Source organism: Pseudomonas sp. ADAK2 (genome assembly GCF_012935755.1).
Classification (GTDB): domain Bacteria; phylum Pseudomonadota; class Gammaproteobacteria; order Pseudomonadales; family Pseudomonadaceae; genus Aquipseudomonas.
The window spans coordinates 5,595,666-5,609,881 of the sequence record NZ_CP052862.1; the positions used below are offsets into that span (position 1 = coordinate 5,595,666).

Annotated in this window: 15 protein-coding genes; 6 read left to right on the forward strand and 9 right to left on the reverse strand. The window is 60.7% G+C overall.

What is annotated here, in order from left to right; translation table 11 throughout:
- Positions 1 to 3 precede the first annotated feature (3 nt).
- A complete protein-coding gene (locus tag HKK52_RS25735) occupies positions 4 to 1,728 on the reverse strand; it encodes a tetratricopeptide repeat protein (RefSeq protein ID WP_169373091.1) in 1,725 nt (574 codons plus the stop codon).
- 182 nt (positions 1,729 to 1,910) lie between these two features.
- Between HKK52_RS25735 and hemA the strand changes: the two genes are divergently transcribed.
- The 6 genes from hemA (at position 1,911) to HKK52_RS25765 (ending at position 7,281) form a co-directional block, all read left to right on the forward strand.
- Complete coding sequence (gene hemA, locus HKK52_RS25740; RefSeq protein WP_169373092.1) at positions 1,911 to 3,197, forward strand: glutamyl-tRNA reductase; 1,287 nt, start codon at positions 1,911 to 1,913, stop codon at positions 3,195 to 3,197.
- Positions 3,194 to 4,276 carry a peptide chain release factor 1 gene (gene prfA, locus HKK52_RS25745; protein ID WP_169373093.1) on the forward strand — a complete coding sequence of 361 codons (1,083 nt, stop codon included), beginning with the start codon at positions 3,194 to 3,196 and terminating at the stop codon, positions 4,274 to 4,276. Before hemA ends, prfA begins: the two co-directional genes overlap by 4 nt.
- Entirely contained in the window at positions 4,277 to 5,107 is an 831-nt protein-coding gene (prmC, locus tag HKK52_RS25750) for a peptide chain release factor N(5)-glutamine methyltransferase (RefSeq protein ID WP_169373094.1), read from the forward strand. It abuts the gene before it with no gap.
- Positions 5,101 to 5,856 carry a molybdopterin-synthase adenylyltransferase MoeB gene (locus tag HKK52_RS25755; protein WP_169373095.1) on the forward strand — a complete coding sequence of 252 codons (756 nt, stop codon included), beginning with the start codon at positions 5,101 to 5,103 and terminating at the stop codon, positions 5,854 to 5,856. The genes prmC and HKK52_RS25755 overlap by 7 nt, the downstream gene beginning before the upstream one ends.
- Entirely contained in the window at positions 5,849 to 6,640 is a 792-nt protein-coding gene (gene murI / locus HKK52_RS25760) for a glutamate racemase (RefSeq protein ID WP_169373096.1), read from the forward strand. The genes HKK52_RS25755 and murI overlap by 8 nt, the downstream gene beginning before the upstream one ends.
- 122 nt (positions 6,641 to 6,762) lie before the next feature.
- On the forward strand, positions 6,763 to 7,281 hold the full coding sequence (locus HKK52_RS25765; RefSeq protein WP_169373097.1) for an acyloxyacyl hydrolase: 519 nt from the start codon (positions 6,763 to 6,765) through the stop codon (positions 7,279 to 7,281).
- 108 nt (positions 7,282 to 7,389) lie between these two features.
- Here HKK52_RS25765 and HKK52_RS25770 read toward each other — a convergent pair whose 3' ends face one another.
- From HKK52_RS25770 to phrB, 8 genes are read right to left on the reverse strand one after another with little or no spacing between them, the layout of a single operon-like run.
- Positions 7,390 to 7,695 carry a YkgJ family cysteine cluster protein gene (locus tag HKK52_RS25770; RefSeq protein ID WP_169373098.1) on the reverse strand — a complete coding sequence of 102 codons (306 nt, stop codon included), beginning with the start codon at positions 7,693 to 7,695 and terminating at the stop codon, positions 7,390 to 7,392.
- Between the two features lie 53 nt (positions 7,696 to 7,748).
- Positions 7,749 to 8,252 carry a DUF2878 domain-containing protein gene (locus HKK52_RS25775; protein WP_169373099.1) on the reverse strand — a complete coding sequence of 168 codons (504 nt, stop codon included), beginning with the start codon at positions 8,250 to 8,252 and terminating at the stop codon, positions 7,749 to 7,751.
- On the reverse strand, positions 8,245 to 9,516 hold the full coding sequence (locus HKK52_RS25780; RefSeq protein ID WP_169373100.1) for an SAM-dependent methyltransferase: 1,272 nt from the start codon (positions 9,514 to 9,516) through the stop codon (positions 8,245 to 8,247). Before HKK52_RS25780 ends, HKK52_RS25775 begins: the two co-directional genes overlap by 8 nt.
- Positions 9,503 to 10,318, reverse strand: a complete 816-nt coding sequence (locus tag HKK52_RS25785) for a DUF1365 domain-containing protein (protein ID WP_169373101.1) — start codon at positions 10,316 to 10,318, stop codon at positions 9,503 to 9,505. Before HKK52_RS25785 ends, HKK52_RS25780 begins: the two co-directional genes overlap by 14 nt.
- Entirely contained in the window at positions 10,315 to 11,562 is a 1,248-nt protein-coding gene (locus HKK52_RS25790) for an NAD(P)/FAD-dependent oxidoreductase (protein ID WP_169373102.1), read from the reverse strand. The genes HKK52_RS25785 and HKK52_RS25790 overlap by 4 nt, the downstream gene beginning before the upstream one ends.
- Positions 11,559 to 12,341 carry an SDR family NAD(P)-dependent oxidoreductase gene (locus HKK52_RS25795; protein WP_169373103.1) on the reverse strand — a complete coding sequence of 261 codons (783 nt, stop codon included), beginning with the start codon at positions 12,339 to 12,341 and terminating at the stop codon, positions 11,559 to 11,561. The genes HKK52_RS25790 and HKK52_RS25795 overlap by 4 nt, the downstream gene beginning before the upstream one ends.
- Positions 12,338 to 12,760, reverse strand: coding sequence for a nuclear transport factor 2 family protein (locus HKK52_RS25800; protein ID WP_169373104.1), 423 nt, complete (start codon positions 12,758 to 12,760; stop codon positions 12,338 to 12,340). The genes HKK52_RS25795 and HKK52_RS25800 overlap by 4 nt, the downstream gene beginning before the upstream one ends.
- Entirely contained in the window at positions 12,753 to 14,198 is a 1,446-nt protein-coding gene (gene phrB / locus HKK52_RS25805) for a deoxyribodipyrimidine photo-lyase (protein ID WP_169373105.1), read from the reverse strand. The genes HKK52_RS25800 and phrB overlap by 8 nt, the downstream gene beginning before the upstream one ends.
- Between the last annotated feature and the right edge of the window lie 18 nt (positions 14,199 to 14,216).

A 14,216-nucleotide genomic window follows, 5' to 3' on the forward strand; every position in this document is an offset into this window, starting at 1 on the left:
ATCTTAAAGAGTCTCTGATCCGGTCAGGCGCTTGATGGTGCCGCGCAGGGTAGGGCTGTCGGGTTGGTCCTTGAGGAACTTGCCCCAGATTTGCTTGGCTTCCCGTTGTTTGCCGTTGGCCCACAGGACTTCGCCCAGGTGAGCGGCGACTTCCTGATCGGGGAAACGCTCCAGGGCCTGGCGCAGCAAGCGCTCGGCTTCATCGAGATTGCCCAGGCGGAAATTCACCCAGCCGAGGCTGTCGAGGACCGCCGGGTCTTCCGGATTGAGCTTGTGCGCGTGTTCGATCAGGGCCTTGGCTTCTTCATAACGGGTGGTGCGGTCGGACAGGGTATAGCCGAGGGCATTCAGCGCCATGGCATTGTCCGGGTCGCGCTTGATGATCAGGCGCAGGTCTTTTTCCATCTGCGCCAGGTCATTGCGTTTTTCCGCGAGCATGGCCCGGGTGTAGAGCAGGTTCAGATCGTCCGGGTATTGCAGCAAGGCTTTCTGCAGGACACCCCAGGCCTTGTCGCCCTGGTTGTTGGCCGACAGGGTCTCGGCTTCGATCAGGTACAACTGAATCGCGTAGTCAGGTTGGGCGTCGCGCTCGGCCACCAGTTTGCTCTGGGCCTCGGCGGTCTTGCCGTTGTTCATCAGGATATCGGCCTGGCGCAATTGCGCCGGCAGGTAATCGTTGCCGGGGCCGACCTGGGCGTATTCGATCAGTGCGCCTTGCGGGTCGTTGCGCTCTTCAGCGATCCGGCCGAGGTTCAGGTGCGCCGAGTCGACATGGCTTTCCCGGGCGATCAGGTCTTCCAGGTAACCCTTGGCCTCGTCCCAGGCCTTGGCTTCCAGGCACACCAGCGCCAACGAATAACGCAACTCGTCGTCTTCCGGGTACTGCTGAACCAGGCTGGAGAACTCGACCTTGGCATCATCCATGCGGTCCTGTTCGACCAGCATGCGGGCGTAAGTCAGGCGCAGGCGTTTGTCGTCCGGGTATTTCTTGATGCTTTTTTGCAGCAGCGGCAGGGCTTCATCGCCACGATTGAGCGTTTGCAGCAGGCGCGCGCGCAGCAGGATCGGAGCGATTTCGCCGGCGTCCGGCGGATTGTCTTCCAGCAGGGTCAGCGCGCCTTTCGAGTCGCCGTCCTGTTGCATCAGCAAAGCCTTGCCGAAAATCAGCTGGCTGTTCTTCGGATGACGCTGCAACAAACGGTCAAAACTTTTCATCAGGCCGTTGCGCGTGTCCTGATCGGTGTCAGCCGCAGACAGGGCGAGAAAGTCGAAATGCGTGTCGCCTTTGCCCAGCAGGACTTTTTCCATATAGACCATGGAGTCGTCATAACGCCCTGCGCGCGCCAGTTGCACGGCGGCGGCCCGTTGCGCTTCGAGGTCGTCCGGGGCGTTTCTCGCCCAGATCAGCGCGGTATCCAAGGCAGCCTGATCGGCGCCCAGGTATTCGGCGATGCGGAAGGCCCGCTCGGAGATGCCCGGATCCTGGGTGTTGATGGCCTGGGTCACGTAGTTGTCCAGCGCAATGTCGAAACGATTGCGTTGGCCAGCCAGTTCGGCACTCAACAGACTGAAGACGGTTTCTTCGCTGAAGGAACTGTAGACCTTGGGCTTTTCAGGGGCCGGAGTGCTGTCTTCAGTCGGCGGCGTGCCGTCCGACGAAACGGGCGCCATAGCCTGGCAGCCGCTGAGGAAGACAAAAGCGAGGAGCAACGCGGAAGATCTATTCATATAGGAGAAGGACGACTAACCTGCGGTCGGATCATCATGACACAAGCCTTCGGCCAAACATAACCGAGTCTCAATTGATGCCTTTATAGAGGCAAGTGATTGGGACAATAGTCAGCGGTAGTTGTTCTGTCTGTGTCGAAGTAGGACAATTGCCGGCTTCACGTCACCATCAGCGACCTTGAATGGCCTTTCTTGCACTCGGTATTAACCACAAGACTGCTTCAGTAGACGTCCGCGAGCGCGTGGCCTTTACCCCTGAGCAGTTGGTGGAGGCCTTGCAACAGCTCTGCCGACTCACCGACAGCCGCGAAGCTGCGATCCTTTCCACCTGCAATCGCAGTGAGCTTTATATAGAGCAGGACCACCTTTCGGCGGACATCATCCTGCGCTGGCTGGCCGATTATCATCATTTGAGCCTCGAAGAGCTGCGCGCGAGCGCTTATGTGCACGAAGATGATGCGGCAGTTCGTCACATGATGCGCGTCGCCTCCGGGCTCGATTCGCTGGTGTTGGGCGAACCGCAGATTCTCGGCCAGATGAAGTCGGCCTACGCCGTGGCGCGTGAGGCCGGCACCATCGGTCCGCTGCTGGGTCGGTTGTTCCAGGCGACGTTCAACGCGGCCAAGCAGGTGCGCACCGACACCGCCATCGGCGAAAACCCGGTGTCCGTGGCGTTTGCCGCCGTCAGCCTGGCCAAGCAGATTTTCAGTGACTTGCAACGCAGCCAGGCCTTGCTGATCGGCGCCGGCGAGACCATCACCCTGGTCGCCCGCCATCTGCATGAGTTGGGTGTAAAGCGTATCGTCGTCGCCAACCGCACCCTGGAGCGCGCGAGCATCCTCGCCGAACAGTTCGGCGCCCACGCGGTATTACTGTCGGACATCCCGGCCGAACTGGTGCGCAGCGACATCGTCATCAGCTCCACCGCCAGCCAATTGCCGATCCTCGGTAAAGGCGCGGTGGAAAGTGCCCTGAAGTTGCGCAAGCACAAACCTATCTTCATGGTCGACATCGCCGTCCCGCGGGACATCGAGCCTGAAGTCGGCGAGCTGGACGACGTCTACCTTTATAGCGTCGACGATCTCCACGAAGTGGTCGCCGAAAACCTCAAGAGTCGCCAAGGCGCTGCCCAGGCGGCGGAAGAGATGGTGGCGATCGGCGCCGACGATTTCATGGTGCGCCTGCGCGAACTGGCGGCGGTGGATGTGCTCAAGGCCTATCGTCAGCAAAGCGAACGCATGCGTGACGAAGAATTGCTCAAGGCTCAGCGTATGCTGGCCAACGGCAGCAGCGCCGAAGACGTGCTGGTGCAACTGGCGCGCGGCCTGACTAACAAATTGCTGCACGCCCCTAGCGTGCAGTTGAAAAAGTTGACTGCCGAAGGCCGCCTCGATGCGCTGGCCATGGCCCAGGAACTCTTTGCCCTCGGTGAGGGCTCGTCGGATAGCTCGGATAAAAAACCGCAATGAAAGCGTCACTGCTCAATAAGCTGGACATCCTCCAGGACCGTTTCGAGGAATTGACCGCTCTGCTTGGCGATGGCGAAGTCATTTCCGACCAGACCAAATTCCGCGCCTATTCCAAGGAATACGCGGAAGTCGAACCGATCGTTGAAACCTATAAACAGCTGCTCAAAGTGCAAGGCGACCTCGAAGGCGCCCAGGCACTGCTCAAGGACAGCGACCCGGACATGCGCGAAATGGCCGTGGAAGAAGTGCGCGAAGCCAAAGAGCAGCTGATCGAAATCGAAGGCCGGTTGCAACGCATGTTGCTGCCCAAGGATCCGAACGACGGACGCAACGTGTTCCTCGAAATCCGTGCCGGCACCGGCGGCGACGAGGCGGCGATTTTCTCTGGCGACCTGTTTCGCATGTATTCGCGTTACGCCGAGCGCCGTGGCTGGCGGGTGGAAATCCTCTCGGAGAACATCGGCGAGCACGGCGGCTTTAAAGAAGTCATCGCTCGGGTCGAAGGCGACAGTGTCTACGGCAAGCTGAAGTTCGAATCCGGCGCGCACCGTGTGCAACGGGTGCCGGCCACCGAATCCCAGGGCCGCATCCACACCTCGGCGTGCACGGTGGCCGTGTTGCCCGAGCCGGACGAGCAGGAAGCCATCGAGATCAACCCATCCGACTTGCGCGTCGACACCTACAAGTCCTCCGGGGCCGGCGGCCAGCACGTCAACAAGACCGACTCGGCGATCCGCATCACGCACTTGCCGACCGGTATTGTCGTCGAGTGCCAGGAAGAGCGTTCCCAGCACAAGAACCGCGCCCGGGCGATGTCCTGGCTGTCGGCCAAGCTCAATGACCAGCAGACCACTGCCGCGGCGAATGCCATCGCCAGCGAGCGTAAACTGCTGGTGGGTTCAGGTGATCGCTCCGAGCGCATCCGCACCTACAACTTTGCCCAGGGCCGGGTCACCGACCACCGGGTCAACCTGACGCTGTATTCCCTCGACGAAATCCTCGCCGGGGGCGTCGATGCCGTGATCGAGCCGTTGTTGGCCGAATACCAGGCCGACCAATTGGCGGCGATAGGTGAGTAAATGACGATCATTGCCAGTTTGTTGCGTGCTGCCGATCTACCCGACTCGCCGACGGCGCGCCTGGATGCCGAGTTGTTGCTGGCCGCTGCCTTGGGCAAGTCCCGCAGCTTCCTGCACACCTGGCCCGAGCGCATCGTGCCGAGCGAAGCGGCGTTGACCTTTGCCAGCTACCTGCAACGGCGTCGCGGTGGTGAGCCGGTGGCCTACATCCTCGGCCAGCAAGGTTTCTGGAAGCTTGACCTGGAAGTCGCACCGCACACGCTGATTCCGCGACCGGACACCGAGTTGCTGGTGGAAACCGCACTGGAATTGCTGCCTGCCACACCCGCCAAGGTCCTCGACCTCGGCACCGGCAGCGGCGCGATTGCGTTGGCCCTGGCCAGTGAGCGTCCGGCGTGGAAAGTCACCGCGGTGGACCGCGTGATCGAAGCCGTGGCATTGGCCGAACGCAATCGCCAGCGTCTGCACCTGAACAACGCCACTGTGCTGAGCAGCCATTGGTTCAGCGCCCTGGAAGGCCAGCGTTTTCAACTGATCATCAGCAACCCGCCGTACATCGCGTCCGCCGATCCGCATCTGGTGGAAGGTGATGTGCGTTTCGAGCCGGCCAGTGCCTTGGTCGCCGGTGTCGATGGGCTCGACGACCTGCGTTTGATCGTCGCCCAGGCGCCGGATTACCTTGAAGCCGGTGGCTGGTTGATGCTGGAACACGGTTACGATCAAGCCAACGCGGTGCGCGATTTGCTGCTGACCCGTGGTTTTGAACAAGTCCACAGTCGCACCGACCTGGGCGGTCACGAACGCATCAGCCTGGGGCGCCTGCCGTGCTGAATGATCAGGAATTGTTGCGCTACAGCCGACAGATTCTGTTGCAGCACGTCGACATCGACGGTCAATTGCGGCTCAAACAAAGCCGTGTACTGATCGTCGGCCTCGGCGGCCTCGGTTCGCCGGTGGCGCTGTACCTGGCGGCGGCCGGTGTGGGTGAGCTGCATCTGGCGGACTTCGACACGGTCGACCTGACCAACCTGCAACGCCAGATCATTCACGACACCGACAGCGTCGGCGTGAGCAAGGTCGATTCGGCGATTCGCCGTTTGAGCGCGATCAATCCCGAGATTCAACTGGTCGCCCATCGTGCGGCGCTGGACGAGGATTCCCTGGCTGCTGCGGTGGCCGCGGTGGATCTGGTGCTGGACTGCTCCGACAATTTCTCCACTCGTGAAGCGGTCAACGCCGCGTGTGTGGTGGCTGGCAAACCGCTGGTCAGCGGCGCGGCAATTCGCCTGGAAGGGCAGTTGTCGGTGTTTGACCCGCGTCGTCCGGAAAGCCCGTGCTACCACTGTTTGTACGGGCACGGCAGCGAAGCCGAACTGACGTGCAGCGAAGCCGGGGTGATCGGCCCGCTGGTGGGCCTGGTCGGCAGCCTGCAAGCCCTCGAAGCCCTGAAGTTGCTGGCCGGTTTCGGCGAGCCGCTGGTGGGGCGCTTGCTGTTGATCGATGCCTTGGGCACGCGCTTCCGTGAATTGCGGGTCAAGCGTGATCCGGGTTGCAGCGTCTGTGGTACTGCTCGTGCGTGAGGCGCCGATCGGCGTGTTCGACTCCGGCGTCGGTGGGCTCTCGGTGCTGGCCGAGATCCAGCGTCTGCTGCCCAACGAGTCGCTGATGTACGTCGCCGATTGCGGGAATATCCCCTACGGCGAGAAAACCCCGGAATTCATCCAGCAACGTTGCAGTGTCATCGCCGATTTTTTCCAGCAGCAGGGCGCCAAAGCCCTGGTCCTGGCGTGCAACACCGCCACCGTCGCCGGCGTGGCCAATCTGCGCCGCGATTATCCCGAATGGCCCATCGTCGGCATGGAGCCGGCGGTCAAACCGGCCGCCGCTGCTACGCGCAGTGGCGTCGTCGGCGTCCTCGCCACCACCGGCACCTTGCAGAGCGCCAAGTTCGCCGCGTTGCTCGACCGCTTTGCCACGGATGTGCGGGTGATCACCCAGCCTTGTCCCGGGCTGGTGGAGCTGATTGAAAGCGGCGATCTGCACAGCGCGACCCTGCGCCAGCTGCTCCACGGCTATGTCGCGCCGCTGCTGGCCGCAGGTGCCGATACGATAATCCTCGGCTGCACGCATTACCCCTTTCTAAAGCCGTTGCTTAGGCAGATGATCCCAGAGGATATCAGCCTGATCGACACGGGCGCCGCGGTGGCGCGACAACTGCAACGTCTGTTGGCCGAGCGTGAATTGCTCGCCCATGGACCTGTTCGCGCCGCGCAATTCTGGACGAGTGCCGATCCGGAACATTTCAGAAATATCCTGCCGGTATTGTGGAATTCGGCTGGCATTGTGCAAAGCTTCAAGTACTAGAAAAAAAGCCGGGGCAAGCGAGTAATTGGGGTGAACTTCTGATTAAACGTCGACTTCTATAGCTCTGTCTGTGAGCAGCAAAAAAGAAACCACATGAAATCGTTCGGAAAAGGATGTTTCTAATGAAGCGACTATTCTGTTTGGCCGCGATTGCGGCCGCATTGATGGGGCAAAGTTTGACCGCACAGGCGGCTGGCGTGGAGTTCGGGGTCGGTCAGACCAGCGATTCGACCATGACCTACCGGTTGGGCATGCAATTCGATTGGGACAAGAGCTGGCTGCAAAGTGACGTCGGTCGATTGACCGGTTACTGGAGTGGCGCCTACACCTATTGGGAAGGCGACAAGACCTCGAGTAATAACAGCCTGTCGTTCTCGCCGGTGTTTGTTTACGAGTTTGCCGGCCAGACCGTCAAACCTTACATAGAGGCGGGGATTGGTGTGGCGCTGTTTTCCCATACCGAACTTGAAGACAACAAACTGGGCAGCGCTTTTCAATTCGAAGACCGCTTCGGGTTTGGTCTGCGCTTTGCCGGCGGGCATGAAGTCGGGATTCGTGCGACGCACTATTCCAATGCCGGTTTGAGCAGTGACAACGACGGCGTGGAAAGCTACGCGCTGCATTACACGATGCCGTTGTAACGTCAAAAGCTTCGCGGGCAAGCCTTGCTCCTACAGGATTGGTGTCGATCATGAAAACGACGAAATCCTGTAGGAGCGGGGCTTGCCCGCGATGGCGTCAATACAGTTTTACCGGTAAACCGACACAATCCCCTGCCGCTCTTCGATGCATTCCGGCGAGCCCGTCTCGAACTCCCGACAAATCAGCGGACGCTTTTCGTAGATGGTGCACATCATCGTGTTGCGATCCAGCGCCGCGCACCAGCCGTCATCCAGACGCAACATGACTTCCCCGCCCCAGTCATCGGTATCGATGAATCGTTCGGGCACGCCCGTTTCGGTGATCAGCATGACTTCGAGCTGGCAGCAGCAGGCCGAGCAGGTCGAGCAAGTGACCGCCGGATCGGCGATTTGCGTGTGGGGTATGGTTTTCATGGGGCGCAGTGTAAGGCAGTGGGCCGTTGCTGTGTGAAAGGCCTGACGGACGCTCAGTCGTGGTGTTCCGCCGCCAGTCGCTGGGCCATGAAGTGCAGCGTAGGAAACAGCAGCGCCCAGAGCAGTCCGATGCCCAGCAACGTGGGCAGTTGGCCGTAGGGAAAATGCACCCCGGCCAGTCGGCTGCCGGCGTAATACGACAGCGGTCCGCCGACCGCGCCCAACAGGCTGGCCAACCACCAGGGGTTGGCGCTCCACATCAGGCAGTGACGCAAGGTGGTCGCCAGTAGCGCCCACAACAGCATCAGCCACAGCGGAATCAACGGTGCGACGTCGGTGAAATCGAACACGCCCAGCCAGCGCAATGAACTGTCTACCGTGGTGCCCAGCAACACCACGCTGAGGATCAGCCGACCTTCATCGGCCCAACGACTTATCCACAGCAGATGAATCACCAGCGCCGCCAACGCCACCAACAGCCACAGACTGTTGCCGCCCACCACGCAGGCGAACCAGCCGAGTTGAAACAGCGTAGCGTTGGCCAGGCGTTCAAGCATCGAATCGGCCGAGCAGGGGCGCCGGCATCGCCGCCGGCTTGGCGAGCAGCAATTGCGCGGTGCCGATGGTGCGTTCCAGAAAGCCGCCCTCGCAGTAGCACAGGTAAAACTCCCACAACCGCAGGAATGAATCGTCGTAGCCCAATTCGCTCAAGCGACCGTGGGCGCGGCGAAAATTCTCATGCCACAGGCGCAGGGTCCGGGCGTAGTGCAGGCCGAAATCCTCCATGTGCAGCAGGTTCATGTCAGTGTCGCGGCTGACGATCTCCAGCATTTTCTGCACACAGGGCAAGGCACCGCCGGGGAAGATGTAGCGCTGGATAAAGTCGACACTGGTCTTGGCCTGTTCGTAGCGCTGTTCGCGGATGGTGATTGCCTGCAACAGCATCAAGCCGTTGCTTTTGAGCAGGTGTGCGCATTGCTTGAAATAGGTCGGCAGGAAGCGATGGCCGACCGCTTCGATCATCTCGATGGAAACCAGTTTGTCGTACTGACCGGTGAGGTCGCGGTAATCCGACAGCAGCAACGTCACCTGATCTTGCAAACCCAGGGCTTCGATCCGTTGTGCAGTGAAGGCGTACTGCTCTTTTGAGAGCGTGGTGGTGGTGACTTTGCAGCCGTAATGTTGCGCGGCGTAGAGCGCCATGCTGCCCCAACCGGTGCCGATTTCCAGCAGGTGATCGCTTGGTTTGAGGTCGAGTTTCTGGCAAATCCGTTCGAGTTTGTTCAGCTGCGCCTGTTCCAGGGTGTCGTCGGGGCTGAGAAATTGCGCCGCCGAATACATCATCGTCGGGTCGAGAAACTGTTCGAACAGGTCATTGCCCAGGTCGTAATGAGCCGCGATATTCTTCTGCGAGCCCTTGCGCGTATTGCGATTGAGCCAGTGCAGGCCCTGCACGAACGGCCGGCCGAGTTTGGCCATTCCACCTTCCAGTGCATCCAGCACTTCAAGGTTGCTGACGAACACCCGGACCACTGCCGTCAGGTCTGGCGAGGTCCAATAGCCGTGGATGAATGCTTCGCCGGCACCAATCGAACCGTTGCTCGCCACCAGCCCCCAGACCGCCGCATCAAGGACATGAATCTCACCCAGTAGATGGCCGCCGGCCGTGCCGAAGACCTGCCGTTCGCCATCCTCGATTACCACCAATTGCCCGTGTTTGAGGTGCGTCAGTTGCCGCAAGACGCCGCGGCGCAGCAGCGAGCCGGACCAGCCGTTGGTGCTGAGCAGGTTGGCTTTGGCCGTAACGCTAGAGGATTTCATGGCGGCGATCCTGAGGGACATCGATGGCGGTCTGGAAGCTGCCATCGGCAGCCTGATGAGCAAAAATGGGTGTGCGCTTGAGCAGCAGTCGCACGGCCTGCCAATAGATCGCCAGGCAGGTTTTTGCGGTCATCCAGGGGAAGCGTCGCAAGTAACGGTGCAGGCTGTGGCGGTCCAGCGATTCACGTTGCAGGTTGAGCGTGGCGTCGAACAGTTTCAGTTCGCCTTGCCAGTCCGCCATGTGCACGCCCAGCTTGTGCGCGGCGGGGCTGAAGCTCATGCGGTATTCCAGGTCCCGCGGCAGAAACGGCGACACGTGAAACGCCTTGGCCACGGCGAAATGCTGATGTTGGCCTTGCCGCGCCTCGGCCGATTTGGCCGGCAACACGTAGTGATAACGCTCGCGCCACGGGGTGTTGGTAACTTCGCAGAGAATCGCCGCCAGTTGGCCATCGGCTTCGTGGCAATAGAAAAAACTCACCGGGTTGAACGCCAGGCCCCAACTGCGGGCCTGGGTCAGCAGGCAGATCGAGCCTTGGGGCTCATGGCCGATCACCTGGCTGACCTGCTGGCGCACCGCGTCGATTAAACGCAGGCCGGTGCCGGTGAAGGCTTTCAGGTAGTCGCTTTCGCGAAACGAAAAGGGTGCGAAGCGGCTGTTGCCCGACAACGGTGACAAACCGAGCACGGCTTGCTGTTCGTCGAGGTCCAGGTACAGCAGGCCGATCCGGTAGCGGAATTCATGGGCTCTCGGAGCAAACCGCCGATGGGCGATCCAGCCGCTGTAGAGGGCGCTGTTCACAAGGCTTCACCCAGCGACCGGGCAACGCGCAAGGCACTGACCACCCCGTCTTCGTGAAAGCCGTTGGCCCAGTAGGCGCCGCAATAATACGTGTGCTGCGCACCGTTCAGCTCTTCCCAGCGTTCCTGGGCGGCAACGGCTTTGAGGCTGAATTGCGGATGGGCATAGGTGTATTTGGCGAGCACCTTGAACGGGCTGATGCCGGCGCTCTGGTTGAGGCTGACGCAGAACGTGGTCTCGCTCTGGATGCCTTGCAGAATATTCATGTCGTAGGTGACGGTGGCCCGCGTGTGCCCGGCGCTTCCGAGTCGATAATTCCAACTGGCCCAGGCGAGTTTTTGCTTGGGCAGCAGGCGAGTGTCGGTGTGCAGCACAACTTCGTTGTCGGCGTAGGGCAGGGCGCCGAGGATCGACTGTTCGGCAGCGCTGGGATCGGCCAACAGCTTCAAGGCCTGATCGCTGTGGCAGGCGAACACCACTTTGTCGAAGCGCTCGCTGCCGGCCGGGCTGTGGATAACCACACCGTTGGCCTCGCGTTCGACGCGGGTCACTGGGCATTGGAGGCGAATCTTCTCTTTAAAGGAAGCGGTCAGCGGCGCGATGTAGGCGCTGGAACCCCCCTCGATCACACACCACTGCGGACGATTGCCGACGGACAACAACCCGTGATGCTTGAAAAACCGCACGAAGAACTGCAACGGGAAACCGAGCATGTCGGCCATGGACATCGACCAGATCGCCGCGCCCATCGGCACGATGTAATGCAGGATAAAGCGCTCGCCGTAGCCCCCGGCCTTCAGGTACTGATCGAGGGTGGTGTCGGCGGCGATCCGTTGTTCTTCGAGATCGCGCAGGGCTTCTTTGTTGAAGCGCAGGATGTCGCGCAACATGCTCCAGAACCCCGGCGACAACAGGTTGCGACGCTGGGCGAACAGGCTGTTGAAGTTGTTGCCGTTGTATTCCAGACCCGAATCCGGGTCGGTGACCGAGAAACTCATCTCGGTCGGCTTGAACCCCACACCGAGTTGCTCCAGCAGGCGGATGAAATTCGGGTAGGTCCAGTCGTTGAACACAATGAACCCGGTGTCCACGGCGTAACGCTGGCCGTCGACAGTCACCTCGATCGTGTGGGTATGCCCACCGATCCAGTCGCCGGCTTCGAACAGGGTGATCTCGTGGCTGCGATTGAGCAGGTAGGCGCTGGTCAGGCCCGAGATACCGCTGCCGATAATGGCGATGTTCACGGTTGATCCTTGATCGGCGGGTTGCTGCGCACCATGCGCTTGCCGATCGCCAGTTTTATCTGATTGGGCATTTTCGACAGTGGCCACAGGGCGGCCATGAACAGCGCCGGGAAGGCAATTTCCAATGGCCGATTCTTGAGTTTGGCGAAGATGTGCCGCGCGGCTTTATCCACAGGCCAACTGAGCGGCATCGGGAAATCGTTTTTCTCGGTCAGCGGCGTGTCGACAAACCCCGGGCTGACCACGGTGACTTCAATACCTTCCGGCGCCAGGTCGATGCGCAAGGATTCGAACAGGTAACGCAACCCGGCCTTGGAGGCGCCATAGGCTTCGGCGCGTGGCAATGGCAGGTAGGTCACCGAACTGGCCACACCCACCAGATGCGGCGCGATGCCCGCCCGCAGTAACGGCAGGGCGGCTTCGATGCAATAGCTGCTGGCAAGCAGGTTGGTGCGCACCACGTGCTCGACAATCGACGCATCGAATTGCTTGGCATCGACGTATTCGCAGGTGCCGGCGTTGAGGATCACCGTGTCCAGCGAGCCCCAGTCTTCGGCGATCCGCTCGCCGATTTCACGTACGGTCTGGCTATTGGTCAAGTCGCCGGCCACCACCATCACTTGTCCCGGATAGCGCTGGGAGAGGATTTTGAGCGGCACCACCGAGCGTGCACTGACCGCCAGATGCGCGCCGGTTTTCAATATTTCTTCGGCCAGTGCGGCACCAATGCCGCTGCTGGCGCCCGTCAACCAATATCGCCGTGGAGGTGTAAGGCTCATCCCATTCTCCTTTTCAGCCAGGCAATCGCCCGGCCCAATACGGGTAGATGTTCGTAAAGCAGCGCCCCGGCATCGAAATAATCCCGGTGGCGATAAACCTTGTCATGCCAGAGCAGGTGCGAGCAGCCGTCGACCCGAATCAACTGGCCACCGGCCAGGCGCGGATGGCGGTAGCTCATGACCCAGCGCAGATATCCTTCGCCTTCAGCGATCTGGTCGAAGCTGTGAAAATCGAAACGCAGTTCGCTGACGTTGGCATACAGCTCGGCGAAATAGCTGCGTAACTGGTTTAAGCCCTGTACTTCATGCAGCGGGTCGGTGAACTGCACATCGTCGGTGTACAACTCATCGAGGCGTTGCAGATTGTCTTTGTTCAAGTCCGCAAACTGCCGGGCAAAGCGCCGCAGAAAATCACTCATGGCCACCTCCGGCGTTTTGTCGCGACGGCAGGTTCTTGAACGCGGCCAAGGCACGCTCGCGAGACTTACCGAGATTAACGATGGGCGACGGGTAGTCGGTAACGCCGAACAAACCGTCGAGATTGTCCGGGTTGTGCACTTCTTTTTTATTCAGCCCGGCCAGTTCCGGCAGCCAGTGCTTGATGAAAACCCCTTCGGCGTCGAATTTTTCCGACTGGCTCAGCGGGTTGAAGATGCGGAAGTAGGGCGCGGAATCGGTGCCGGTGGACGAGCTCCACTGCCAGCCACCGTTGTTCGCCGCCAGGTCGCCATCAATCAAATGCTGCATGAAAAAACGCTCGCCTTCACGCCAGTCGATCAACAGGTTCTTGGTCAGGAACATCGCCACCACCATGCGCAGGCGATTGTGCATCCAGCCGGTTTCCAGTAATTGGCGCATGGCCGCGTCGATGATCGGCAGGCCGGTGCGGGCTTCTTTCCACGCCGCCAGTTCATCCGGGGCATCGCGCCAGGCCAGGGCTTCGGTTTCCGGGCGGAAGGCGCGGTGGCGTGAGACCCGTGGATAACCCACCAGGATGTGTTTATAGAACTCGCGCCACAGCAGCTCGTTGATCCAGGTGACGGCGCCGACCTTGCCGCTTTCGAATTCACCCTGATTGCTTTGCAGCGCCGCGTGCAGACACTGGCGGGGGGAAATCACCCCGGCCGCCAGATAGGCCGAGAGTTGACTGGTGCCGGGCTTGGCCGGGAAATCCCGTTCGCTCTGGTAGTAGTCGATTTGCGCATCGGCAAAGGTGTCGAGACGACGTCGGGCCTCGGCTTCACCGGCGGGCCAGAGGGCTTTCAACGTGTCCGTGGGGGTGGCGAACCCTTCGACACCGGACGGGATTTCATCGCTGTCGATATCCAGCCGCGCTTGAATCCCCGGTGCGCTTACCCGCCTCGGCAGTGAATGGCGCAGGCGGTCGTAGCAGACTTTGCGGAACTGACTGAACACCTGGAAATAAGTACCGGTCTTGGTCAGTACGCTGCCTGGCGCGAACAGCAGTTGGTCGAGGTAGCTGAAAAATTCGATGCCCTCGGCCTTCAGTACCTGGCCCACGGCCTGATCACGCCGGGTTTCGTTGATGCCGTATTCCTCGTTGACGTGCACCGCGCCGACTTTCAATTGTCGGCACAGATCCAGCACAACCTTGGGCGCGTCATCCCAGTGCGGCGCCTTGCGGATCAGCAAGGGAATATTGAGCTTGCCCAGCGCCTGGCTCAACTCGCGCAGGTTGCGCAGCCAGAAATCCACTTTGCACGGCGCGTCGTCATGCGCGCGCCATTGCTCCGGGCTCAGCAGATACACCGCCACCGTCGGGCCTCGCTCGGCGGCGGCCGACAGGGCGCTATTGTCGTGTAGGCGCAAGTCGCTGCGCAGCCAGATCAATTGCATGGTGGTATCGGCACTCAA